The 22,950-nt window shown below is 41.7% G+C and carries 25 protein-coding genes and 1 riboswitch; of the genes, 7 read left to right on the top strand and 18 right to left on the bottom strand.

The genetic code is table 11. The features are described from left to right. The first annotated feature begins 187 nt into the window (after positions 1-187). Positions 188-526 carry a DUF4288 domain-containing protein gene (locus LCD34_RS09055; protein ID WP_017360152.1) on the top strand — a complete coding sequence of 113 codons (339 nt, stop codon included), beginning with the start codon at positions 188-190 and terminating at the stop codon, positions 524-526. A 349-nt stretch (positions 527-875) separates the two neighbouring features. Here LCD34_RS09055 and LCD34_RS09060 read toward each other — a convergent pair whose 3' ends face one another. The 4 genes from LCD34_RS09060 to cidR all read right to left on the bottom strand — a co-directional run bounded on the left by LCD34_RS09060 (position 876) and on the right by cidR (position 3,970). After that, complete coding sequence (locus LCD34_RS09060; protein WP_017368295.1) at positions 876-1,250, bottom strand: nuclear transport factor 2 family protein; 375 nt, start codon at positions 1,248-1,250, stop codon at positions 876-878. Between the two features lie 314 nt (positions 1,251-1,564). Continuing rightward, a complete protein-coding gene (thiE, locus tag LCD34_RS09065; protein WP_072367981.1) occupies positions 1,565-2,254 on the bottom strand; it encodes a thiamine phosphate synthase in 690 nt (229 codons plus the stop codon). Next, positions 2,241-3,065: a hydroxyethylthiazole kinase gene (thiM, locus tag LCD34_RS09070; protein WP_072367982.1), complete on the bottom strand. Its 825-nt coding sequence runs from the start codon at positions 3,063-3,065 to the stop codon at positions 2,241-2,243. Before thiM ends, thiE begins: the two co-directional genes overlap by 14 nt. Before the next feature lie 17 nt (positions 3,066-3,082). Then, positions 3,083-3,970 (bottom strand): cidABC operon transcriptional activator CidR, encoded by an 888-nt coding sequence (gene cidR / locus LCD34_RS09075; protein WP_017360156.1) that lies wholly within the window; start codon positions 3,968-3,970, stop codon positions 3,083-3,085. Positions 3,971-4,135: 165 nt separating this feature from the next. On the opposite strand from cidR, the gene LCD34_RS09080 reads away from it, so the two are divergent. Both LCD34_RS09080 and LCD34_RS09085 read left to right on the top strand, forming a co-directional pair. Continuing rightward, positions 4,136-4,519: a CidA/LrgA family holin-like protein gene (locus LCD34_RS09080; protein WP_017368298.1), complete on the top strand. Its 384-nt coding sequence runs from the start codon at positions 4,136-4,138 to the stop codon at positions 4,517-4,519. Beyond that, positions 4,513-5,193 (top strand): CidB/LrgB family autolysis modulator, encoded by a 681-nt coding sequence (locus LCD34_RS09085; RefSeq protein WP_007497850.1) that lies wholly within the window; start codon positions 4,513-4,515, stop codon positions 5,191-5,193. Before LCD34_RS09080 ends, LCD34_RS09085 begins: the two co-directional genes overlap by 7 nt. A gap of 37 nt (positions 5,194-5,230) precedes the next feature. Here LCD34_RS09085 and LCD34_RS09090 read toward each other — a convergent pair whose 3' ends face one another. Beyond that, positions 5,231-6,412, bottom strand: a complete 1,182-nt coding sequence (locus LCD34_RS09090) for a class I SAM-dependent rRNA methyltransferase (protein ID WP_138279144.1) — start codon at positions 6,410-6,412, stop codon at positions 5,231-5,233. A 117-nt stretch (positions 6,413-6,529) separates the two neighbouring features. Here LCD34_RS09090 and LCD34_RS09095 point away from each other — a divergent pair, with 117 nt between their 5' ends. Next, complete coding sequence (locus LCD34_RS09095) at positions 6,530-6,913, top strand: VOC family protein (RefSeq protein WP_008345541.1); 384 nt, start codon at positions 6,530-6,532, stop codon at positions 6,911-6,913. A gap of 87 nt (positions 6,914-7,000) precedes the next feature. Here LCD34_RS09095 and LCD34_RS09100 read toward each other — a convergent pair whose 3' ends face one another. The 3 genes from LCD34_RS09100 to LCD34_RS09110 all read right to left on the bottom strand — a co-directional run bounded on the left by LCD34_RS09100 (position 7,001) and on the right by LCD34_RS09110 (position 9,205). Further along, complete coding sequence (locus LCD34_RS09100) at positions 7,001-7,729, bottom strand: amino acid ABC transporter ATP-binding protein (RefSeq protein WP_025208197.1); 729 nt, start codon at positions 7,727-7,729, stop codon at positions 7,001-7,003. Further along, entirely contained in the window at positions 7,726-8,370 is a 645-nt protein-coding gene (locus LCD34_RS09105; RefSeq protein WP_039165129.1) for an amino acid ABC transporter permease, read from the bottom strand. The genes LCD34_RS09100 and LCD34_RS09105 overlap by 4 nt, the downstream gene beginning before the upstream one ends. A 70-nt stretch (positions 8,371-8,440) precedes the next feature. Further along, positions 8,441-9,205 (bottom strand): transporter substrate-binding domain-containing protein, encoded by a 765-nt coding sequence (locus LCD34_RS09110; RefSeq protein WP_007497862.1) that lies wholly within the window; start codon positions 9,203-9,205, stop codon positions 8,441-8,443. A gap of 529 nt (positions 9,206-9,734) precedes the next feature. Between LCD34_RS09110 and LCD34_RS09115 the strand changes: the two genes are divergently transcribed. Together LCD34_RS09115 and LCD34_RS09120 are read left to right on the top strand one after the other, a co-directional pair. Then, a complete protein-coding gene (locus LCD34_RS09115; RefSeq protein ID WP_224558822.1) occupies positions 9,735-10,820 on the top strand; it encodes a Rap family tetratricopeptide repeat protein in 1,086 nt (361 codons plus the stop codon). Positions 10,821-10,839: 19 nt separating this feature from the next. Further along, positions 10,840-10,989, top strand: a complete 150-nt coding sequence (locus LCD34_RS09120) for a hypothetical protein (protein WP_217816033.1) — start codon at positions 10,840-10,842, stop codon at positions 10,987-10,989. Between the two features lie 52 nt (positions 10,990-11,041). Here the strand turns inward: LCD34_RS09120 and LCD34_RS09125 are convergent, their stop codons facing one another. The 5 genes from LCD34_RS09125 to LCD34_RS09145 all read right to left on the bottom strand — a co-directional run bounded on the left by LCD34_RS09125 (position 11,042) and on the right by LCD34_RS09145 (position 17,293). Continuing rightward, positions 11,042-11,674, bottom strand: coding sequence for a GTP pyrophosphokinase family protein (locus tag LCD34_RS09125; protein ID WP_224558823.1), 633 nt, complete (start codon positions 11,672-11,674; stop codon positions 11,042-11,044). 93 nt (positions 11,675-11,767) lie between these two features. Then, positions 11,768-12,781 (bottom strand): ABC transporter permease, encoded by a 1,014-nt coding sequence (locus LCD34_RS09130; RefSeq protein WP_017368303.1) that lies wholly within the window; start codon positions 12,779-12,781, stop codon positions 11,768-11,770. Next, a complete protein-coding gene (locus tag LCD34_RS09135; RefSeq protein WP_224558824.1) occupies positions 12,778-14,274 on the bottom strand; it encodes a sugar ABC transporter ATP-binding protein in 1,497 nt (498 codons plus the stop codon). Before LCD34_RS09135 ends, LCD34_RS09130 begins: the two co-directional genes overlap by 4 nt. Positions 14,275-14,346: 72 nt before the next feature. After that, positions 14,347-15,465: a sugar ABC transporter substrate-binding protein gene (locus LCD34_RS09140; RefSeq protein ID WP_224558825.1), complete on the bottom strand. Its 1,119-nt coding sequence runs from the start codon at positions 15,463-15,465 to the stop codon at positions 14,347-14,349. A gap of 173 nt (positions 15,466-15,638) precedes the next feature. After that, positions 15,639-15,748: riboswitch (SAM riboswitch) on the bottom strand. A 117-nt stretch (positions 15,749-15,865) separates the two neighbouring features. Further along, positions 15,866-17,293 carry a DUF1565 domain-containing protein gene (locus LCD34_RS09145; protein ID WP_017358694.1) on the bottom strand — a complete coding sequence of 476 codons (1,428 nt, stop codon included), beginning with the start codon at positions 17,291-17,293 and terminating at the stop codon, positions 15,866-15,868. A 359-nt stretch (positions 17,294-17,652) separates the two neighbouring features. Between LCD34_RS09145 and LCD34_RS09150 the strand changes: the two genes are divergently transcribed. Further along, complete coding sequence (locus tag LCD34_RS09150; protein ID WP_007497882.1) at positions 17,653-18,744, top strand: branched-chain amino acid aminotransferase; 1,092 nt, start codon at positions 17,653-17,655, stop codon at positions 18,742-18,744. Between the two features lie 324 nt (positions 18,745-19,068). On the opposite strand, the gene LCD34_RS09155 is transcribed toward LCD34_RS09150, so the two are convergent. From LCD34_RS09155 to LCD34_RS09175, 5 genes are all read right to left on the bottom strand, one after another. After that, positions 19,069-19,467: a hypothetical protein gene (locus tag LCD34_RS09155; protein WP_025208200.1), complete on the bottom strand. Its 399-nt coding sequence runs from the start codon at positions 19,465-19,467 to the stop codon at positions 19,069-19,071. Positions 19,468-19,584: 117 nt separating this feature from the next. Next, entirely contained in the window at positions 19,585-20,913 is a 1,329-nt protein-coding gene (locus LCD34_RS09160) for a 6-phospho-beta-glucosidase (RefSeq protein ID WP_007497885.1), read from the bottom strand. Then, a complete protein-coding gene (locus tag LCD34_RS09165; protein ID WP_008345561.1) occupies positions 20,910-21,236 on the bottom strand; it encodes a PTS lactose/cellobiose transporter subunit IIA in 327 nt (108 codons plus the stop codon). Before LCD34_RS09165 ends, LCD34_RS09160 begins: the two co-directional genes overlap by 4 nt. A 26-nt stretch (positions 21,237-21,262) precedes the next feature. Next, a complete protein-coding gene (celB, locus tag LCD34_RS09170; RefSeq protein WP_007497888.1) occupies positions 21,263-22,612 on the bottom strand; it encodes a PTS cellobiose transporter subunit IIC in 1,350 nt (449 codons plus the stop codon). Between the two features lie 14 nt (positions 22,613-22,626). Continuing rightward, entirely contained in the window at positions 22,627-22,932 is a 306-nt protein-coding gene (locus LCD34_RS09175) for a PTS sugar transporter subunit IIB (protein ID WP_007497889.1), read from the bottom strand. Between the last annotated feature and the right edge of the window lie 18 nt (positions 22,933-22,950).

The following is a 22,950-nucleotide window of genomic DNA, read 5'->3' on the forward strand; positions in this document are numbered from 1 at the left end:
CATTTCCTCAACGTGATCAACGAACAGCATGTGATGATGATCAGCAGAATTTCATGAACTTCTCCTCTGTTATCAATGATTCTTTTCAACCCTATTACCCCCATAGACTTCAATTCTCTTGTTATTCCTATGTTATCATGTTAAACATATACTGGGAAATTCACCCCACAAGAAAGAAGTGAAACATATGCATAAATTGTACTCAGCAAAATTATTATTTGAATCTAGCTCCTCACCAAAGGTGAGACCGGATAAAATCTTTGAGGAACGAATCATTTTAGTGAGAGCAAAAAACAATCGAAAAGTGAAACAAATCGTCAAAGACCATTTTCCAGATGAGACATTTGAAAATGGAGATCATGGACAAACAACCACAAAACTAGTAGCCGTACTAGATATCTTTGAGCTAGTTGAAAACTTAGACGAAGGTCCCCTGCATTTAAGCGAAGTGTACAGCCGATATCTTCTTTTTGATCAAGAAACATCTGCTAAAGAAGCGATTGACGCTTATTCGTTAGACAAATAAAAGAAGTCTAAGCTACCAGTGTGTGAACTCAAATTGCTATACAGTTAGATAAGAGGGATAAGTGCACTAATAATGGTTGGGTAGATATATATTAGGAGGACTGTTGTGAAGAGGATAATCAAGTATGCAGTGATGATTTTATTTATGAGTGTATTTTTCTATTATTACAATATGTTTGTACCTAAAAACGTTCTGTACATTTTCATTGCATTTCCATTTTGTTTTGTTGCTATAAGTTTGATTGATAAGCTATTTACGGATAAATAAATCTAATAATAAGCAAGCCTCATGCTTGCTTATTATCTCATACTGTCTAATTAGAGGGGATAATATCCGCTCTGCCGGCTTCTTAATATCGCTGGAATAACTCTGGGTTTTTCGGGACGTTTTCTAAATAAACGATCTTTCCTTGATCATCCAGCTCCGCAATATCAATGCCTTCTGCTGTATATACACGACCGTCTGTTAACTTTCCGCAAACAGCCCAGTTTGTTTCATACTTCCCATCTTCACGTTTCACCCAGCCATCCCACATATGCTTAATGTCTTCATGTACGTGGAAAAATGTGTTCAAAAACTGTGTGAACGATTGGATGCCAGGCTTTTCAGCACCATTTAAGACAATCATGACATCATCTGAAAACAATGCCAACAATTCATTCATTTGCTCTTGCCCTTTTCCCGCTTCATCATATCGACGAAAATACGTATCGAGCACTTCCATCATTCATTCTCCTTTATTTACCTGTCATTTCGAAAACAATCGAACAATTAGATTGTACACAATTGTATCTCTACTGTCTATTTTTCACGTAGATAAGAAAAGATATGGATGAGTTAATCCATGTCTCAGATTGTTGACAAAGGGCTAAAATGAACTTTATTTTAGCCCTTTGTCTTCTTTTCAGCGTGATAGAAAACCTTTGCAGTCTAGGAAGGACAGCTACTTTCACGGAGCGAATCTGACATTCGTGAGTACCAGCGCGCAGGACTGACACCGAATGCGAGGGTTTGTCTACACGCTGAGACATGGATGAGTCAATCCATGTCTTTTACAGATGAAAGAGCTGCTTTCTCTGACTCGACAAGAGATGTTAGTTCTTCCGCAGCTTTTTTCGGATCAGCGCTTTGGCTAATAGCGCTGATGATGCTAATGCCATCGGCTCCCGCTTGGATGACTGGTGCCGCATTTTCATACGTGATCCCGCCGATGCCCACAATAGGAATGTGAAGACCGTGTTGACGTACTTCGTTGATTAAAGAAACACCCTGGACACTGCGTGTATCCTTTTTTGTTTCTGTAGGATAGACTGGACCCATCCCAACGTAGTCTGCCCCGTCCTTCATCGCTTGCCTCACTTCATCTAGATTGTGCGTGGACACGCCTAATATTTTATTCCCGATTCTTTGCCGTACATCTTGTGCAAGTGTATCTTCCTGCCCAACATGGACACCATCTGCATCAAGATCTATCGCTAGCTGCACATCATCATTTACAATAAAAGGAACATTCGCTTCTTGGCAAAGTACTTGAAGTTGACGAGCCAATTGTTTCTTCTCTTCTCCTTGCAAGGCTCCCTCGCCCTTTTCTCGAAATTGAAACATGGTGATTCCGCCTTGAATCGCCTCTTTCAAAACATCAAGCGGTTGCCTGCTTGTATTCGCTGTTCCCATAATAAAATAAACCGATAATTGCTGTTTGATTTGCTGTTGATCAGCCTTTGTCATGTGACATTCCCCCTATTTTCCCAAGCGTTAACACATCATCGCCAGTCGTGTGTGAGAGTGCATTGAGCAATTCCATTTGAAACGTACCTGGCCCTTTATTCTGGGTGTACTGAGCTGCCTTTTCAGCTGCGACACCATAAAACAATAGAGCAGCTGCCGACGCGTGAAGCGGGCTTTCACCTACTGCACAAAATGCCCCGATGACAGACGTCAGTAAACAGCCGGTTCCCGTCACCTTGGTGAGCCATTCATGTCCATTATGAATAGACAACACGTCCTCTGCATCTGACACTACATCGACTTTCCCTGTGATCACCACAACGGTTTGAAGTGTCCTTGCCGCTTGTTTGACTAGTGCCGATACATCTCCGTTCGCTGCTTTCGCATCCACGCCTTTTGACTCCCAGCCATCCACTTCAAGTAAATGAGCCATTTCAGCAGCATTCCCCCTGACAACGGTCATGTTCACTTGCTCTAACAGCTGTTTTGCCGCATTCGTCCGAAACGTTGTCGCACCAACACCAACAGGATCTAATAGAACCGGTACACCTTTTTCATTGGCCGCTTGTCCAGCAATGACCATCGCCTCCACCGTATCCTTTGTTAGTGTGCCGATATTCAGCACAAGTGCATCCGCTAATTGCGCCATTTCTGCCACTTCTTCTTTGGCGTTTGCCATGACTGGAGAAGCACCTAAAGCAAGCAGTCCATTCGCTGTAAAGTTCGTCACAACTTGGTTGGTGATATTATGGACAAGCGGATTTTCCGCTCGAACCTTTTCCAAAAGATGAGACACGCAGCTTAATTTCATCTGTATCGTCCTCCCTTTTATTCTGCATCCCACACATAGGATTTTGTATGCTTTAACCATTCTCTTGCAGCAAAGGACAAGTAGCGGTCCTTTCGCCAAATGACACCCAAATGCCACGGAATAGACGGATTTAAGGAAATGATCCTCACCTTATCAGGATCTAGATCACGGCAAATCCGTTCAGGCAGAAGCCCGATTCCAAGGTTCTCAGCAACCATTTCACTGATAAAATCCCATTGTGACGTTTCATAAATAACGTTCGGCCTGAATCCAGCATTCATACATTCATTTAAGATTCGGCTGTGCAGAACGAAATCTTCTCGAAAGAAAATAAAAGACTCTTCCTTTAAATCAGCCAAATGAACCTCACCACGTCCTGCCATCGGATGTGATGGATGGGTGACAAGCTTCATATTCTCTTTAATGATGGTGTATGTATGAAAAATTTTATCATTTGCAGGCAGAACAATGACACCAATATCTAATGATCCATCCTCTACCCCTTCCTCTACTTTAATGGAGCCGTGCTCCACCAATTGAAAGGTGACATCTGGATACTGCTGGCGGAATTCCCCCATCACATTTGGGAAAAAGCTTGATCCAATCATGGGCGGCAGTCCTATTCGGATATGTCCTTTTTTCACATTCATTAAATCATTTAATTCACTCGTTAAATTCTGAAAGGATTGTGTGATTTCACTCGCCTGTGTATACATGGTTTGTCCAGCATCTGTCATTTCAACCTGTCTGCCATTACGGTAAAACAACTGCACACCTAGCTCATCCTCTAGGTTTTTGACCATCTTGGAAATAGTCGGCTGCGACACATAGAGCGATTGTGATGCTTTCGTAAAACTCTTTAACCGTGCCACTTCTAAGAAATATGTTAAATGTCTGATGTCCACATGATTCATCCTTTCTATAGACAAAAGGAATACTAACTATTCGATATATGTATTTTACCTATAATAGAACGTGCTGTACACTTTAAAGTAAGCTCACCGATTAGAACGTTGTGTTGTTTTTGTGAAACAGTGAACAATTTATATAGAAAAAGGAGTGAACAGAAAGTGCAATTGCTCAAAACGTCGCTGATTGCTACCCTTCAGATTATGGCTTTATTTGCTTTTGCGAAATTGATGAATGTGCTGGCGGCCTTTTTGCATTTAAGAATTCCGGGCACGATCTTAGGCATTCTTGTCATTTTCTTATTACTTCATTTTAACATCATTAAATTAAAATGGATTGAACTTGGCGCCGTATGGCTGCTCGGAGAACTGCTGCTCTTCTTTATCCCTTCAGCAGTAGGTGTGATTGACTACGGAACATTACTTTCTCAATCTGGCACAAGTATTGTCCTTGTGGTTTTACTTAGTACCTTTGTAGTCATGCTCTCGACTGGCATAATGACGCAGATGATTGCGAAAAGAAAGGAGCGAAAAAAGCTATGTTAGTTGGTGGACTATTTTTGATCCTAACCATTCTGATCTATCTCGGATCAAAAGCGGTTTATAAACGTCATCCGAAAGTCTATGTCTCCCCTTTACTTGTAACACCGGTTGTTCTTGTGGTCTTGTTGTTAATCGTGAACATTCCTTACGATGCTTACAATCAAGGCGGAAAATGGCTGACAAATATGCTTCAACCTGCGACTGTGGCATTTGCCATTCCTTTATATAAGTATTTTCACATTCTGAAGAAGCATGCAGTAGAAATTATTTTGAATGTGGCTTGCGGTTCTATCGTTGCGATTTTATCAACAGCGTTTATCGCCAAATTGTTTCATTTGGATACGAGTCTGATCGAGAGCCTCGTCCCAAGATCCGTCACAACACCTGTTGCAATGAGTGTGTCTGAGATGATTGGCGGGATGCCGTCCGTTACGGCTGTCTTCGTCATTTTAACAGCATTATTTGGCTCAATCATTGGGCCATTGGTTATCCGTTATTTCCGTATTGATAATGACATTGCAATGGGCGTTCTGCTTGGTACAGGAGCACATGGTGCAGGCACATCAAAGGCCTTTGAACTGAGCTCGGTCTCAGGCACGATCTCAAGTGTGTCCATGATCATTTCGGCCATTATTACATTATGTGCAGCGCCTATCCTGATGTCGTTTGCCCTATAGAAAAAGCCATTTCCCTCTATCGGAAAATGGCTTTTTCTTATGCTTGGATGAAGACAACCTTTAAATAGTTCCCCTCAGGATAATTTTTCGTTGTACGGAAGTCCTCAGGAAGTGTATATTCCTCAAGAATACGATACGTTTTCCCAGATTCTTTAAAGGCCTGTGCAATAAATCCTTTAAACTTTTTCATCCCAAATGCACTGCTATTGGTTGACGCCACAATGACGCCGTTCTCAGCTGTGATCTGGATGGCTTCTTTTAATAGTTTCTTATAATCCTTCGCTGCACTGAATGTGTGTTTCTTCGTTCGTGCAAAGGAAGGTGGGTCCAAAATCACGACATCATAGTTCCAGCCTTTTTTCGCCGCAAACGGGAAATATTTAAAGACATCCATGACTTTGATATCCTGCCCGTCTACATCAATGCCATTCACTTCAAACTGCTCAGATGTTTTTTTCAAACTGCGGTTTGCAACATCTACACTTGTCGTACGGCTTGCCCCGCCAAGCGCTGCTGCTACAGAGAAAGCGCCGGTATAGGAGAACGTATTAAGGACGGTCTTTCCTTTTGCATAGCGATCTCGAATTGCTTTTCGCACATGACGCTGATCAAGGAAAATACCTGTCATCGCACCATCATTTAGATAAACCGCCACGTTCATCCCATTTTCTTTGACGATAAGAGGAAATTCACCTTTCTCCCCTTTTACAAAATCGTCATCTTCGATATATTGTCCAGACGTATCAAATCGTTTCTTTTCATAAATGCCTTTATAGTCAGGGTACACCTGCTCAATCGCAGCCAATACATCTTCTTTTAATGTATAAACACCTTCGCTATACCATTGGATGAGATAGAATCCATCATAATAATCAATCGTGATTCCACCAATTCCATCCCCTTCTCCATTGAACACACGGAAAGCCGTCGTCTGTGCATCACGAAATAGATGCGTTCTGCTTTTGGATGCCTGTTCAAGTTTAGAAACAAAAAAGGCCTGATCTATTTTTTCGTTAGCGTCAAAGGAAAGTACCCAACCGATGCCTTTATTTTGCACACCATAATATCCTTTCCCTAAAAAAGAGCCTCTTTCATCTACCCATTCAATGAGCTCGCCTTCCTGTACACCGTTCACACGCGACACAGCATCTTTTGAAATAAGCGGATATCCCTTTTTCACTTGTTCTGCAAATGTTTGTTTTAATGAGATTTTTTTCATTTGTGTCATCCTTATCCTAAATTGACTCTCTCTATCCTACCATATGAATGTATACGTTACTTCTATTATGATAAGATGAGGAGAAAAATATCAACTCGACATAGAGGAGGCTCTTTTTTGACAACATTACGCTTAGATCATACAGGGATTATGGTGACAAATATTGATCAGTCCATTGATTTTTATGAAAAAGTGGTGGGCATGAAATTAAAGGATCGCATCACTCATACAAACGGAGTCATTGAACTTGCCTTTCTTGGCTTTAAAGACGAAGCGGAAACGGAAATTGAACTCATTCAAGGGTATAGCAGTGACCTTCCATCTGAAGGAAAGGTCCACCATCTCGCCTTCACAACAGATAATATTCATGCGGAATTCAACCGTATTCAAAAGCTGCAAATTGAGCTAATAGATGAAGAAATCACAACATTGCCCAATGGCTATTGCTACTTCTTTTTCCGAGGGCCAGACCAAGAGTGGATTGAGTTCTTCCAACGATAATATTTCCTAGGAAATGCATGCGAATCGGTATATTCATTCTCGTCACAAAAGAAAAAGAGTAAGAGCATACCTGCTCTTACTCTTTTTTTATAGCACCTTACTAAGAAATGATTTGGTACGCTCATGCTGCGGATTTCCAAAGAGTGCTTCTGGTTTGTCTTCTTCGACGATATATCCGCCATCCATAAAGATCACGCGGTCTCCCACTTCTCTTGCAAAGCCCATTTCATGTGTGACGACAATCATCGTCATTCCTTCGACTGCTAATTGTTTCATAACAGCTAAAACATCCCCAACGACCTCAGGGTCAAGAGCAGATGTCGGCTCATCGAATAAGAGCACTTTCGGGTCCATCGCCAAGGCTCTTGCAATAGCAACACGCTGTTTTTGTCCACCAGATAATTGGTTAGGGTAACTTTTGGCCTTGTCTTTCAAGCCGACCTTTTCAAGCAAGTCTAATGCTTTATCGACTGCCGCTTTCTTCTCCATCCCTTTTACTTTCACCGGTGCGATCGTGATATTTTCTAACACGGTTTTATGAGGAAATAAATTAAAGTGCTGAAACACCATACCAACTTCTTGTCGTACTTTATTGATATTCACTTTTGGGTCTGTAATCGTATGTCCGTGGACAACAACTTCTCCAGCCGTAATATCCTCTAATTTATTGAGACATCTGAGAAATGTGCTTTTCCCTGATCCTGAAGGACCAATGACACATACAACCTCTTTTTCCTCGATGACTGCATTAATATCCTTTAAGACTTCGTTGTCACCAAAGGATTTCTTTAAGTTTTTCACCGTAATCATACTCATTTCACATCAAATCTCCTTTCTGCGTAGCTAGCCAGTAGAGAAAGTAAATAAATGATCACGAAATAAATGACACCGACAATGAGCCAGACATTCAAAGGATCAAAGGTAGCCGATGCTTGAACTTGTCCCCGCTGCATGATATCAGCAATACCGATAATCGATAAGAGAGAGGTGTCCTTCAAACTGATGATGGCTTGGTTCGTAATGGCTGGAAGCATACGGCGAAATGCCTGTGGAAGGACGATAAAGCGCATGTTTTGTCCACCTGTGAATCCTAAAGAGCGTGCGGCTTCAGTTTGTCCTTTATCGATGGACTGAATCCCTGCACGAATAATTTCTGAGAAATAAGCTCCTGCGTTAATCGCTACTGTAATAATCCCTGCCGGCACTCGGTCAAGTGAAATGAATTCAAGTGTATTTAGCCCAAAATAAATGAAGAATAGCTGTACGATAAATGGCGTACCTCGAATGGCATTGACAAAAATGAGTGAAATAAAGTTCAAGATTTTAAATGGTGACAGGCGGAATAGCGCCACAATCAACCCGATGATAAAACCTAAAATGATAGCAACAACAAAGATATATAAAGTGGTTTGCAAACCCTCCATTAAATACGGAAATGCATTAACAATCGTATCCATGTTTCTCCCTCCCTAATTCACATACGGTTGACACATAAAGAAAGCGCGCTCTGAGCGCGCCTCGCTTGTGTTATGACTTCAAATATTTCTCAATAATTTTGTCATATTCACCGTTTTTCTTTAGGTTTTCCAGCCCTTTATTGATTTTCTTCAATAAGTCCTGGTTTTTCCCCTTCATCACTGAGATCCCGTATTGGTCTCCATTCAAGCGATCTCCAACTGTTTTCAATTTCAAGTCTTGCTGTGCGATCGCATACGTAATGACAGGGTAATCCTCAATTAAAGCATCTGCATTTCCGTTAGATACTTCTTGGAACATAGATGGACTGTCATTGAATTGAACTACTTCATACCCATATTTGTCTGCGTTATCTGTTGCAAATTTTGCACCTGTTGTCCCATTTTTAACAGCTAGCTTTTTCCCCTTTAAATCATCAATTGATTTGATGCTGCTGTCCTTTTTCACAACAACTGTCAGACCAGCGTCGAAGTATGGATCTGAGAAATCCACTTTCTTTTTACGCTCATCTGTAATACTCATACCACCCATTCCAACATCAAGCTGACCTGCTTGCATCGCTGGAATAATCCCTGAGAAATCCATTGCTTCAAGCTTCACTTTGAAGTCTTGGTCTTTCGCAATGGCGTTAATTAAATCAACGTCTATTCCCACAGTTTTACCGCCCTTTTCAAATTCAAATGGCGGATATGTTACATCTATCCCGATTTTATATGTGCCTTTGCCTTCTCCCGAACCGCTGTCCGATTTTGAACCACAGGCTGCCATGACGAGCACAACAATTAGTCCCATGATCAGTAACATCGATTTCTTCATAAAACACGACCCCCAATTGTCAGTTTTGTCTAAATATTCGCAACAACAATCTTACTATACCACGCTAAAGCTATACTGTGTGATATTTTTTATCAATACCAAAGATCCATACAATTCTAGATCGATAGTCTCTTTAAATTTTACTTTTTTGCGAATAACTCATTTTATTCTGAAAGAAGCATGTTTCACAATATTCATGTGATATAATCTCACAAAAAACCGCGAACACTCCTTTATCAATACCACTTCTTTCTCACCTATGAAAAAACCCTCTTTCACTGTCTCTCTTCCTCTATTGATATCCTGATATATTTTTTTCAATATCCTCTTTTTACCTAAAAAAATGTAAGCGTATACAATTCGATCGTTACTCCCTATTTTTTTCACTACTGGTTGAATTTACATCAAAAAACATGTTTTACAAATTGAGATAGACCGCTTAAAATATAAGAAGATACTTAATATGGAAAGATGATTCAGACAAATAAGAATCAGCAGAAATGAATAGGTGAAGAAAGGAGGATACCAATTGGCAGAAACAGGTGTTTTGTCATCAGTTGATGTAGCAAATATGCTAAATGACTGGTATGTCTTGATGAAAAAAAGAGACATACAAGAAGCCATACAGCTAAAAGAAGAGATTCTTCAAGCATTTGATCGAATGGAAGAGAATCAAGACGTCTTACTCTACTATCAACTTTTAGAATACCGTTTCAAAGATTTAGTCGAAGATACAGCTTCGTTAGATCACAGTCTTTTTGTGGATGAAAATGCGATTCGTACAGATGATATGCTCAGCTACTATTTCTATTTCTTTAAAGGCATGTATGAAATGCGCAGAGGGAATCAAGATACAGCATTTCACCATTTGAAATTGGCCGAGGATAAATTAGATCTCGTACATGATGACATTGAAAAGGCAGAATTCCATTATAAAACAGGCTGTCTATACTATAATATAAGATCCACACTTCTCTCCATCCACCACTTAAAAAAGGCTTCGTCTATTTACGACGCAGATCCATGTTATGTGAAAAAATCAATCAGCTGTCAAATGATGCTTGCTCTGAATTATGCGGATCAATCGAAATATGATGAGGCAGAAACTTTGTTTGAACAGGTGATTCACTCACTCGAACAGATGGAGGATCCAGATTTACTTGGTCACGCGTATTGCAATGCAGCCTTTATTAAAAGTCTAAGAAATGAATACAGTGAAGCTGTACCGCTCCTAGAAAAGGCTTTATTGATTGAGGCATTCGAAACTTCTTCTCCAGGCGGCTATTTACTGGCCTTGTATGCCTACACGAAAGCGCTGTTTAAGCTGAAAAAGCCTGGTTTGTTCCACTATTATGTACAGCTTTCACTTCAAAAAGCAGAAAATTTAAAACAACGAAACATTTCACTTAAATTATCCATTTTAGAAACATTGATGCTCCAGCCAGACAACATGATTGAGCAGATCATTTCTTATTGTGATCAATTAGAATCTATGAATTTCCTTGTTGATCTTGAGGCTATCTGTCAGGATGTAGACGCCTACTTAACTGAAAATGGTCTTCCGAAAGAAGCGATTTATTTTCAGAACAAGGCATTGTCATTCAAAACTTGTTAAGAAGATGGAGTGATGTATGATGAAAAAATGGCTGATCTTAAGTGCGATTTTTGCGCTCTTGTTCACAGGTGTTTGGATTGGCACTTCTACACAAAAAGGCAGCCCGTCTGCACAATCGCAAGATGACGGTACGATCATTCAAAAGAGAGATCGAGGCACTAACCCTTAATAAGACTGAAAAGAGTAGCTGTCATTCAAAACAGCTACTCTTTTTATTGGGGTTAATCAATTTCTCGTTTGATATTTTGCATTTTTTCATCTAAGTAGTGAGCGATATCTGCCGCTTCCTTTAGTTCATCGGTGAGCTGATGAGGAACATCGTTTTGCAGCTTATAATAGATTTTATGTTCGAGACTCGCCCAGAAATCCATCGCAATGGTCCGCACCTGAATTTCAACCTTCACATGCTCCACACGATTCGTTAAGTAAACAGGAATCTCAACAATTAAATGAAGACTTCGATAGCCATTTGGTTTCGGATGCTGAATGTAATCCTTCACTTCAAGGATCTTTAAATCCTCTCTTTGCCTCAGAACATCAATAATGTTATAGATATCTTGAATAAACGAACAGATGATGCGGACACCAGCGATATCATGTATGTACTCCCTGGCACATTGTGTGGTGATGTCACATCCTTTTCTCGCTAGTTTATTCACGATGCTTTCAAAGGATTTGATCCGTGATTTAGTATGCTCTATTGGGTTGTGTCCATGGATTAAATTATATTCCTGACTAATAATCGAAAACTTTGTATCCATTTCATCTAATGCAAATTTATATACTAATAATTCATTTTTCCAGTCTTCCATGACACTTTTCAAATCTTCTACATGAGTTGCTGACATATTCATTCTTTTTGTCATCTCCTTTTGGCAAACAGCTGTTACACTGCGTTCCGTTTACTAGACGGAGAGAGGACGCAAATGGTTTTAAAAAAATACATCTTAGCCACGCTGTTTGTAATAAGTCAGCGCGAGTGCCAGTGCAAGCACAGATCCTTTCACGATATCCATTGCATAATACGGGACAGACATCATCACAAGTCCATTTTGCAAAATACCGATGAGCACCGCACCAATAAACGTACCGAATGCGTTTGGTTTACCTGCTCCCATGACTGAAAACCCAATAAAAGCAGCAGCTACCCCATCCATTAAATATGGCGTTCCTGCGTTAATTTCTGCTGTCATCACCCTTGATGCCAGCACGATACCACCGATCGCCGCAAATAAGGCAGACAACAGATATGCTGCGATTTTGTATTTGTTCACATGAATACCAGACAATCGGGCGGCTTCTTTATTTCCACCAATGATATACATCAACCGCCCATGCTTTGTGTAAGTCATAAAAACATGTGCAAAAAGCACAATGGCCGCCATAATCAAAATGATATAGGGGACCTGCCCAATCTTGCTGAAAAAGGCAGGGATGGTGCCAGTTGAAAAAGTACCATCAGGCAGCACCATATTTTCAGAAATGGTCGCACCTTTCGTATAGGTTTGTGCCAGCCCTTGAATGATAAACATCATGGCTAGTGTCATGAGCATATCTGGAATCTTCATTTTGACAATCATCCAAGCATTCAGCAAACCGACAATAAGAGAAGCCGCCAGCGCAGAAAGGATCGCAATGAGTGGGTTTTGCGAGAACCATACAAACATGGAGATCACAATTGCATTTGATAACGTTGCAACTGAACCTACAGATAAATCAAAGCCATTCACTGCTAATGAGATCGTCAGCCCTACTGCAATGATGGTTACAATCGAGATCGATCGTAAAATGTTGATGATATTTCCTGACTGTAAAAATGCCGGATTGGCTGCCGCAAAGACAACAATCAATACGACAATCGTTAAGATGGTGCCATATTGATAAAAGAAATCAAACAGATGAAAGGATGGCCGCTGTTTCTTGATTTGTTGAACTGGGGCTGAAACTTGTCGTTCACTCATGATTGTCCTCCTGTTGAATGATATAAAAGCTCTTCTTCAGTCATTGGTGCCGTCATTTCCCGGGCAATGCTGCCATCATATAAGACGTATACTCGGTCGGCAATTCCTGCAATTTCTGAAAGCTCACTTGAAGCATAAATAACCGCTTTTCCTCTTGCAGCTAGTTCTGCAATGAGGGAGAAAATGTCCTTTTTGGCTCCAACGTCTACACCTTTGGTTGGTTCATCAAAGAGATAGACATCCGCCTCAGCCAACAGCCATTTACCAATCGCAATCTTTTGCTGATTTCCACCAGAGAGATGCTTCACCTTCGCTTCAAGAGAAGGTGTCTTGACGCCAAGCCGCTTGACGATTCCATCTGCTGCCTTCCGTTCCTTAGAACGATGTAAGAAGCTGAACGGCCGTGTAAACGAACGTAGACTTGCAGCTGTTACGTTCCATCCAACAGTTTCTTCTGTTAGAATCCCTTCTTTTCTCCGTTCCTCAGGCACAAGGGCAATACCCGCTCTCACAGCGTGATGAGGCGACTTGATATGAATGGTTTGACCATGCAGCTGCACAGTGCCTGACTTTTTTTCTGAGGCGCCGAATAGGGCTTTGCACAATTCTGTTTTACCAGCACCGACTAGTCCTGCAATCCCGAGAATTTCTCCTTTTTTCACATGAAGATGAATGTTGTTTAATTTATGCTGGTCATGCAACTCTTTCACGTCAAGCACAATCGGTGCATCCTCAAGCGGTGTACGAGATGGGAATTGATCCTCTAATGGCGCGCCAAGCATTTCTTCAATGACCTGCTTTGGATCGGTTTCTTTAATGAGGTGCGCCGCCACATCGGTTCCATTCTTCATCACAGTCAGTTCATCACAGATGTTGAAAATTTCTGGCATGCGATGCGAGATAAAAATGATGCCTGTGCCGTTCTTTTTCAATTGATAAATCATTGAGAATAGCTTGCTTGTTTCTGCATGACTAAGTGGAGCGGTTGGTTCATCTAAAATTAAAATGCTGCATTTGATCGACACAGCCTTGGCAATGAGCACCATTTGTTTTTCTGCCAGTGTCAAATCACTCACAAGACGCTTCGTCGAGATGTCAATGTCCATCTCTTTTAACAGCTGTGCTGCCTTGCGGTGAATCTCTTTCCAACGGACGAATGGTTTTTTCTCAATTTCATGAATCATCATATTTTCGCCAACACTTAAATAAGGCACTAGAGCTGTATCCACTTCTTGATGGACGGTCTGCACACCGTATGAGGCCGCATCCTTCGGTGTATGAATGGTCGCCGCCTCGCCATTGATGTGGATGCTTCCTTCAAAATGTGAATGAGCACCAGAGAGAACTTTCATTAACGTTGACTTCCCAGCACCGTTCGCCCCAATCAGGGCATGGACTGTGCCTTTTTTTAATGTGAAATTTGCTTGACCTAACGCTTTGACTCCTGGGAATTCAATCGAAATGTTTTTCATATGAACTAGCGGCGTTGTCATAGGTGTCCTCCTTCTCTCCTGATCGTCAATTGAAAAACGAAACACCCTCTATGAAAAGAGAGTGCACGTGGTTTATTTTGCATAATGCTTCTTCAAGGTCTTCATCCAGTCTTCTTCAAAAGCAGTCGATGATCCGAATCCTTTTACTTCATCTGCAAGATTGACCATATTGATGGCCTTTCCTGCATCCTGAAGCTGCTTTTGTGAAATGAGAGAGGCCTCAAGGTCATAGGAAGATGGCGTTTTCTCGCCAGCTAGTTTCTTCGCAAGAATCCTTACGTCAATTGCGCCAATGAGCTTCGGATCGACAGCGGCAGTGTACTTCCAAGGACTGTCTTTCGCAGTCATTTCTTGCAGATCGGCATTAGACACATCAATACCGTATATTTTCACTTCGGTTCTTCCTGCTTCTTTCAAAGCTCTTGCGGCACCAATCGCAAATGCATCCCACGTGGCAAAAATCGCATCCAGTTTACCCTTTGGATATTTATTTAGCATAGCCGCAACCGCATTTTGTGTTTGAACTGATGTATCAGAGGCCGCAACGCCAAATCGGTCAAGTTCCTTGATCCCTGTATGCTGTTTGAGCGTTTCTTGGTACACCTTGTTTCGTCTCACCATTGGAGGGAATCCGTCTACCCAAAGATACGCAATATTTGCTTTCCCTTTAAAATCAGCCACGAGTGTATCTAATGATTTTTTCGCTAATTGCTCGTCATTTTGAGACGTCACTGTGACTCCTTTGATATCCTTCAGCTTCGGATTTGAATCAAACGCCACAACTGGAATGCCTTCCGCTGTGATCTTTTTCACATCAGCGACGGTCGCCTCATCATCCCCATGAGAGATGATAAAGCCATCATAGTTTTCTTCTAGTGCTTGAGAAATGGCATCATGAAACTTCGCCGTATCACCATTTGCCGTGTAGACATCTACTGTAAAGCCTAGCGCTTCCCCTTCTGCCTTCGTTCCTGCTAAAAACTGAGCAGTATGATCGTCCCCGCCAATTTTACGGATGACTTTAATTTTTGCTCCCTGTCCTTTTGCAAATCGCTTCGGGACATTGTCAAAGGAAACCTTTTCGTTTGCATTAGCCTTTGAGCCTGCGCTTGATCCCGTACCGCAACCAGATAATAGCACGGTCAGGACCGTCAATAATACAAGAGATGATGTCCAATATTTACGTTTCATTGCTGTTCCTCCTCAAGTTGTTTTATTTTTCACATCGGAAAACTAGGTAAAAAAGTGGAAATATGCCTGTGAACCCCGTCGTTTGATTCTCAAAAAAGAGATCAAAAAAAGCCTCTCTTGATAAAGAGAGGCTTGATCACCGTTGCATGAAACATGTATCGGGAAGTCTTCCTCTCTTATCTGTCAAAGCTGTAACAGCTTTGCAGGAATTAGCACCAATTTCTTAAATAGAAACGGTTGCTGGGCGTCATAGGGCCAGTCCCTCTGCCTCTCTTGATAAGAGATCCGTTATGAAATTTGTTTTAGTTGAAATGTCTTCTTTACTTTAATGTGATGTCTCATCAATGTCAATGACTTTTTTGAAAATTTCTAAAATGATCATTTGCACCGAATGCCTTGTTTAACTGCCGATGATTTTCTTAGCAGGTGATGATGCCTTAAGACGGAAATCATATTTTTTCTCATTCACAAATTGGGGATTGAGGTGTGCTGAACCTTTATCTTGACCGCTTTTCGAGCGATACGTTTTGTAGCCTTCCAGCCATTTCCCGCGCCATACCCACTGTGAGGCTTTTGCACCTTTGCGGTCATCGTAGACATTCTTTTGGAATGTATTCTTCTTGTTCACTTCGTAGAGATTCACGACTAAGTAATGCGAAGCACTGGCTGTCATGATATTATTCGTGATTCGATTGTTCACCGATTGATATTGCATGAGCAATTGACCGCCTTCTAAGCCGGCTGTGTCATTTTTGTACAAAATATTATGGGAGATGGTCGTGTTTGTGGTTCCGCCCCGCTTCTTGTCATAGCCGCCAATGGAGATGCCTGTATAACGATTTAAATATACTTGATTGTGCTCAATGCGAATGCGTTCGGCCATCTTCCCTTTATGTTCACTTGTGACCTCAATCCCAAGGTCATTATGATGGCTAATGTTATGATCAATCACGATGTCTTTCCCGCCATCCACATAGATTCCTCCTGCGGAGATGTCCTTGCCGTACGCTGGATTCCCAACACTCGTAATCTCATAAACTTTGTTTCTAGATACGACACCATTTCTCACTTGATCATACTTTTTAGAAGGTGCGACATTCTCAAAACCAATTAAATCAATCCCGATATTGTCCGTATGCCGGACTGTATTATGTGTCACGCGGAATTTTTTAACGTTTCCGTTTAGCACAAGGGCTTCACTAAAACCTAGCTTTAACTTTTCCACAGTGTTTCCTTTGATTTCGATGTCTTCAATGGCTGCAGGTGCTTTCGTTCCATAGACCGCAATGCCATGAGCATTCCCATTTTGATGTGTCGTCTGAATGTCGTACACACGGTTGTTAAGCAGTTTGACGCCTTTGCCGCTTCCTGTGATGAATATACCGATGGGTGTCACATCTTCTTGATTCGTTTTAATATGACCGACTGTCAGCCCTTTCAGGGTGATATAGCTTTTTTGATCAATCTTCACAAGACCACCGTCTGCTTGATTTCCTTTAAGAGATGCTCCGCTAATGACAGGCTTCTCTTTTCCATACGCTTGAAAAACAACTGGTGCTTTCTTTGTTCCAGAATGGCGGACAATCAATTTCTCTTTGTATGTACCGCCTCTCATATAAACTGTTGTCCCAGCTTTCGCGATACTTGCCGCTTTTTTCAGCGTACGGAAAGGCTTTTGCTTTGTCCCTGGATGTTTGTCGTTCCCATTTGCTGCGACGTAATAGGCAGTACCTTGCTTCGCACCAGCCTCCTCCGTCATCGCTTGACAGCCAAAACTAATGGCGGTCATCAATAAAATCAATAAGGCGCCTGATATCATTCGTTTCATCTCGTTGTTTGCTCCCTTCCACTCTCTTCTACCTTTATCGGTTAAAAAAAAGAGGATTAAAATATGGCAATGCCCCTTGCAATGTACTAGTCAAAAGGTGTATGGTTGAAAGAATATCTTACAGGAAAACAAATCGCTTTTAAATTGTCAGATTAATCAGTTAATAATGAAATTGGATTTTATTTCTAAGGGGAAACTTCAGTAAAACCACGACAGAGAGGAGGAAAGCGCTTTAACAGATTTTTCTTGTCTGAATTCCAGAAAACCTATTGCTAATATTTTGTGAAGGTATAGAATAGAATCATAATTATTTCATATTATTAGAATTTTCAAATAATCAAACAGCAAGGAGATTTACGATGCCAAAACAACCCATCCGCGTTGAAATTAGTTCAACAAAAAAACCAAAACCTCAATCTGATCAACTTGAATTCGGAAAAATCTTCACAGACCACATGTTTGTGATGGATTATTCAATTGATAAAGGCTGGTATGATCCGAGAATTATTCCTTATCAGGCGATTCCAATGGACCCAGCTTCTATGGTTTATCATTATGGCCAATCTGTTTTTGAAGGCTTGAAGGCGTATGTGTCTGAGGATCAAAAGATTCTTTTATTCCGTCCCGAAAAAAATATGGAACGCTTAAACAGATCAAATGACCGCCTATGTATCCCGCAAATTGATACAGAAACGGTTTTAGAAGGCTTAAATGAACTCATTCGCATTGATAAGGATTGGGTACCTGATGCAGAGGGCACTTCTTTGTATATTCGTCCATTCATTATTTCTACTGAGCCCTATTTAGGTGTTGCACCGTCAAGCACCTATAAGCTGATCATCATTTTATCTCCAGTAGGTTCTTATTATAAAGAAGGCATCCATCCGGTCAAAATTGCGGTGGAAAACGAATTTGTCCGCGCTGTTAAAGGCGGAACAGGAAATGCCAAAACAGCTGGAAACTATGCATCAAGCCTGAAAGCACAGCAAGTTGCTGAAACGAAAGGATTTTCACAAGTCCTGTGGCTTGATGGCATCGAGAAAAAGTACATTGAAGAAGTCGGTAGTATGAATATCTTCTTTAAAATCAATGGAGAAATCGTGACGCCTGAACTGAACGGCAGCATTTTAGAAGGGATCACACGGAATTCTGTGCTTGAGCTGTTAAAGCATTGGGAAATCCCTGTGACAGAACGTAAAATTTCAATTGATGAGTTAATTGAAGCACATCAGTCAGGTGAACTTGAAGAAATCTTCGGAACAGGAACGGCAGCCGTCATTTCTCCTGTCGGTGAATTAATTTATCACGATCAGCCATACGTCATTCAAAATGGTCAAACAGGCGAAGTATCGAAGAAATTGTACGAAGCGATTACCGGAATCCAAAAAGGAACTCAGCCAGACATCTTCGGCTGGACAGTAGAAGTCGATTCGGTCGTCAAGCAGGCATAAGCTAGCGAAAGAACCTTTCATTTGATGAAGGGTTCTTTTTTTGTTTCTTTATCTCCTCCACTACCTCATAATGGAAAATATGGATATATTCCACACTTAAGGAGTGATGGTATGTTTTTTACTTATTTACTTGCGTTCTTTGGGATTTGCATCGGATCGATCATCATCGCTACAGGTTTCGACGATTCACCGTTCTTCACCCGTTTTCTATTTAAGTTTCTCGGAATTTCTATCTTTGTTCTTTCCATTACTTTTGTAAAAGTGAGGCGAAAGAGGTTACGCAACAAAAAGGCGAAAAAGACTTAGATATCAGTCAGCCTCTCATCAAATCGTGCACCAAAACAAGACCGATATCCCCACAATGGCCCCTGCATATATCCACTGTTTCCCTTTGATACTCCGCTTTCTCTCGATCAGTAAAAAGATCTCTGGTAAAAAGACGATGATGATTTCTAGGATAAAAACAAGATGATAAACTGGCGGCATCGGCTGGAAATCAAAGTCTCTTTCATCTCCACCGATGGTTGCGAAATACATTAACAGATTGGTTACTGGAATGGTAAAACAAACGAGCAGGCGGAGAACATACATCCACACATCCTGTCTATGCCGAATCAGACCAATAAATGAAGCGATGATTCCATACAAAAACAAAACCACTGTGCCGTAACTAAGTAGAGGTTGAACGATAAAGCCGTAAAGCATTAAACCAATTGCCACCATATTCTAACCGTCCTTTCTTTGAAGCAGTACATGTTGTTTTTTCTATCATACACTGCTTTCTCCGGTTTCCATATGAAAAAATCATAAAAAACGACCCCATTAAGGGGCCATTTTATTTTAAGCATTCACTGATTTGAAGAACTGCGGTAAATATTCACGGTGCGCTTCAAGCATTTCATCTAAGATTTGCTTTGCAATTTCGTCAGAAGGAACGAGTGGATTGATGGTCATGGCGACAAGAGCCGTCTCGTAATCTCCTGTCACAGCTGCTTCAGCTGCCACACGCTCGAAGGACTTGATTTGTTGAACGAGTCCTCTCACAGCCACAGGCAGATCACCTGTCGCGATTGGTTTCGGTCCGTCCTTTGTAATGATACAGTTCACTTCAACCGCTGATTCGGCCGGAATGCTGGCAATCGCTCCTCTGTTCACTGTATTTACCGGTTGAATGTCATGTTTATCATTATAGATGGAGCTGATCAAATTACATGCTGCATCGCTGTAATAAGCCCCGCCTCTTTTTTCGAGCTGCGGCGGTTTAATCGATAAATCTGGGTCTTTATATAACTCAAATAGTTCATGCTCGACTTGCTGCACAACCTCTGCTCTTGTTCCTTTTTCTTGAGCCGCTTTTTGTTCTTCCTCTAGCATATCTTTCGTTTTATAGTAATAACGATGATACGGACATGGAATGACCCCTAAGCCTTTGACGAAAGAAGGCTCCCAGTTTTTCGCTTCAATATTCCTCATGGACCACTGGCTATTTGGATTTCCTAATTCATCGAGCACTTGATCCATAATGCTGACCCCGTCTAAATACACATCTAAGCCATAGACCATGTGATTGAGGCCTGCAAATTGTACTTCAATGCGTTCGACATCGACATCCAGCGCTTTCGCAATGCCCATTTTGATTCCAATCGGCACATTGCATAGACCGACTACTTTTTTCAGATTCGTGTAGCGTAACACCGCCTCTGTGACCATGCCTGCTGGATTTGTAAAGTTCACCAGCCAGGCATCTGGGCAAAGCTCTTCCATATCCTTCACGATGTCTAGAATGACTGGAATGGTGCGTAGACCTTTAAATAACCCGCCTGGACCATTCGTTTCCTGTCCAATGACGCCATATTTAAGCGGGATTCTCTCATCCTTGGCTCTGGCTTCGAGCAGTCCTACACGGAATTGTGTCGTGACAAAGTCCGCATCTTTCAGAGCTGCCCGGCGGTCAAGGGTGAGGTGCACTTCAATCGGCAAACCCGCTTTTTCGACCATACGTTTTGCAAGGGCACCCACGATGTTCAACTTTTCCTGACCTGCTTCAATATCCACAAGCCATAATTCCTTTACAGGCAATTCTTGATATCGTTTAATAAACCCTTCGACGAGCTCAGGCGTATAGCTTGATCCTCCGCCTATTGTGACAATTTTGATTCCGTCTTTCATGAATTGACACCTCCGAATTGCTTCATTTTTTCATGGAGCTCAATGATTTCAGCTGCAAGCTCCTTGACGGTCATAGCGTTCATCAGATGATCCTGTGCATGAATCATCAAGAGACTGACGTCGGTTTTCTCTCCTCTGATTTCTCCCTGGATCAGCTCTGTCTGTGCGTGATGCGCCTCATTTAACGCGTCTTGTGCTTCCTGCAATTTTTGCTTCGCCTCATCAAAATTGCCTTGCTTTGCACATGTAATGGCCTCCATGGCCGAGCTTCTGCCATTACCACCGTGCAGGATGAGTTGAAACACAATTTGTTCCATTTCCATCGGCCGCATCCCCCTTGTTCCCTCTATTACATGCTGACGACATTTTCATCTGTTGATGCTTTTGCTTCAAGCTCATTTTCTTCTTTCAATTTCTGCTTATCCCACATTCTAAAGAATGGATAGTATAGCGCAAATGACAAGGCAAGGTTAATCAGCTGCATGACCGCGCCAGAGATTTTCCCGCCTGTTGCGAGATAGCCTGAAATGATTGGCGGCATTGTCCACGGGACAGCGATCCCTGCCGGTTTTGCTACAAGTCCTGTGCTCATTCCGATATATGTGGTGATGATCATCATAATTGGGGTAAGGATAAACGGAATGAGAAGCATTGGGTTCATTACAATCGGCATTCCAAAAATGATCGGTTCGTTGATGTTAAAGATGGCTGGCCCAATCGCAAGACGGCCAAGCTGTTTCATTTGTTTACTTCTCGCACGCAAGATCATGGTCAGTACCAAAGCAAGCGTCGCACCGCTTCCGCCGACATTGATAAAGATTTCAAAGAACTGCGCTGTGAAAATATTCGGCAGCACTTCTCCTGCTTGGAAGGCAAGACGGTTTTCATCCATCGCACCGAGCCAAATCGGACCCATGACTCCTCCGACAATGGTGGCTCCGTGAATACCACATGCCCAGAGGAGCATTTGCACACCAATGGCAACGATACTTCCGCCTAAGCTTCCACCAAGAATGGATAGTGGTGTGCCGATTAAGACCGTGATGATATTATGAATACTCTCAAAAGGTGTCATCTCAATCAGAAGCCTAGCGACCCAGATCAGCGTGATGACCACAAAACCTGGAATAAGTGCGATAAACGATTTACTAACTGCTGGCGGTACACCATCAGGCATTTTGATGACGATATTTCGCTGTACAATAAAGCGGTAAATTTCGGTGGAAAGCATGGCAATAATCATGGCAACGAATAGCCCTTTACTGCCCATCAGTGTGACGGGAATACCGCCATTCACTAGGATAGCTTCTGTTGATCCTTCAGGTGTGAACGGTACTTGATAAGGTGTGGCTAGGAGGAAAGCTGCGACAGCAATTGCACCAGATGACAGTGCATCGACTGCATACTTTTCAGCTAACCTGTACGCGATCCCAAAGGTCGCAACAAGTGCCATAATGTCAAAGGTAGCATTCACAGGATAGGATAGTTTCGTGGCCCATTCGGCTCCGAAGACACTTGCCATAAAATCGCTGTATCCTGGAATCGGAAGGTTGGCTAAAATAAGAAACAGTGAACCGACGATAATGAGAGGCATGGTTAAAACAATTCCGTCACGCAATGCTTGTAAATGTCTTTGAGCGGCAATCTTCCCTGCAAACGGCATAACCTTCTCTTCTAGAAATCGGTTGAATCCATTCATCCCTTCCGCCCCCTTTATCCGTTCACTAACTGTTCAGCAGATTTTAAAACCTCAGCGCCATTACATACGCCATAATGCACGGTATTAATCACATCTACTGGAATTCCTTTGTCTTCTCCGAGTTTTTTCATTTGCGGTAATAAATAACGAACTTGAGGTCCTAATAAAAGCACATCGGCTTGATCAATATGATTTTTAGCAGCATCTCCAGATACTGCCCAAATACGATAGTCTTTTCCTTGTTCTTGTGCACTCTTCTCCATTTTTGTGACAAGTAAGCTTGTTGACATACCTGCTGCACAAACTAATAAAATGTTCATTGTAAACGCCCCCTTTTT

It is taken from the genome of Bacillus sp. RAR_M1_44 (genome assembly GCF_020165935.1).
Lineage (GTDB): Bacteria > Bacillota > Bacilli > Bacillales > Bacillaceae > Bacillus > Bacillus altitudinis.

What these genes read in the sequence shown, in the direction of transcription:
- LCD34_RS09055 (WP_017360152.1), top strand. Translation starts at nt 188, where the DNA reads ATGCATAAATTGTACTCAGCAAAATTATTATTTGAATCTAGCTCCTCA.
- LCD34_RS09060 (WP_017368295.1), bottom strand. Translation starts at nt 1,250, where the DNA reads ATGGAAGTGCTCGATACGTATTTTCGTCGATATGATGAAGCGGGAAAA.
- thiE (WP_072367981.1), bottom strand. Translation starts at nt 2,254, where the DNA reads ATGACAAAGGCTGATCAACAGCAAATCAAACAGCAATTATCGGTTTAT.
- thiM (WP_072367982.1), bottom strand. Translation starts at nt 3,065, where the DNA reads ATGAAATTAAGCTGCGTGTCTCATCTTTTGGAAAAGGTTCGAGCGGAA.
- LCD34_RS09085 (WP_007497850.1), top strand. Translation starts at nt 4,513, where the DNA reads ATGTTAGTTGGTGGACTATTTTTGATCCTAACCATTCTGATCTATCTC.
- LCD34_RS09090 (WP_138279144.1), bottom strand. Translation starts at nt 6,412, where the DNA reads ATGAAAAAAATCTCATTAAAACAAACATTTGCAGAACAAGTGAAAAAG.
- LCD34_RS09100 (WP_025208197.1), bottom strand. Translation starts at nt 7,729, where the DNA reads ATGAGTATGATTACGGTGAAAAACTTAAAGAAATCCTTTGGTGACAAC.
- LCD34_RS09105 (WP_039165129.1), bottom strand. Translation starts at nt 8,370, where the DNA reads ATGGATACGATTGTTAATGCATTTCCGTATTTAATGGAGGGTTTGCAA.
- LCD34_RS09110 (WP_007497862.1), bottom strand. Translation starts at nt 9,205, where the DNA reads ATGAAGAAATCGATGTTACTGATCATGGGACTAATTGTTGTGCTCGTC.
- LCD34_RS09120 (WP_217816033.1), top strand. Translation starts at nt 10,840, where the DNA reads ATGAAAAAATGGCTGATCTTAAGTGCGATTTTTGCGCTCTTGTTCACA.
- LCD34_RS09125 (WP_224558823.1), bottom strand. Translation starts at nt 11,674, where the DNA reads ATGAATATGTCAGCAACTCATGTAGAAGATTTGAAAAGTGTCATGGAA.
- LCD34_RS09130 (WP_017368303.1), bottom strand. Translation starts at nt 12,781, where the DNA reads ATGAGTGAACGACAAGTTTCAGCCCCAGTTCAACAAATCAAGAAACAG.
- LCD34_RS09135 (WP_224558824.1), bottom strand. Translation starts at nt 14,274, where the DNA reads ATGACAACGCCGCTAGTTCATATGAAAAACATTTCGATTGAATTCCCA.
- LCD34_RS09140 (WP_224558825.1), bottom strand. Translation starts at nt 15,465, where the DNA reads ATGAAACGTAAATATTGGACATCATCTCTTGTATTATTGACGGTCCTG.
- LCD34_RS09145 (WP_017358694.1), bottom strand. Translation starts at nt 17,293, where the DNA reads ATGAAACGAATGATATCAGGCGCCTTATTGATTTTATTGATGACCGCC.
- LCD34_RS09150 (WP_007497882.1), top strand. Translation starts at nt 17,653, where the DNA reads ATGCCAAAACAACCCATCCGCGTTGAAATTAGTTCAACAAAAAAACCA.
- LCD34_RS09155 (WP_025208200.1), bottom strand. Translation starts at nt 19,467, where the DNA reads ATGGTGGCAATTGGTTTAATGCTTTACGGCTTTATCGTTCAACCTCTA.
- LCD34_RS09160 (WP_007497885.1), bottom strand. Translation starts at nt 20,913, where the DNA reads ATGAAAGACGGAATCAAAATTGTCACAATAGGCGGAGGATCAAGCTAT.
- LCD34_RS09165 (WP_008345561.1), bottom strand. Translation starts at nt 21,236, where the DNA reads ATGGAAATGGAACAAATTGTGTTTCAACTCATCCTGCACGGTGGTAAT.
- celB (WP_007497888.1), bottom strand. Translation starts at nt 22,612, where the DNA reads ATGAATGGATTCAACCGATTTCTAGAAGAGAAGGTTATGCCGTTTGCA.
- LCD34_RS09175 (WP_007497889.1), bottom strand. Translation starts at nt 22,932, where the DNA reads ATGAACATTTTATTAGTTTGTGCAGCAGGTATGTCAACAAGCTTACTT.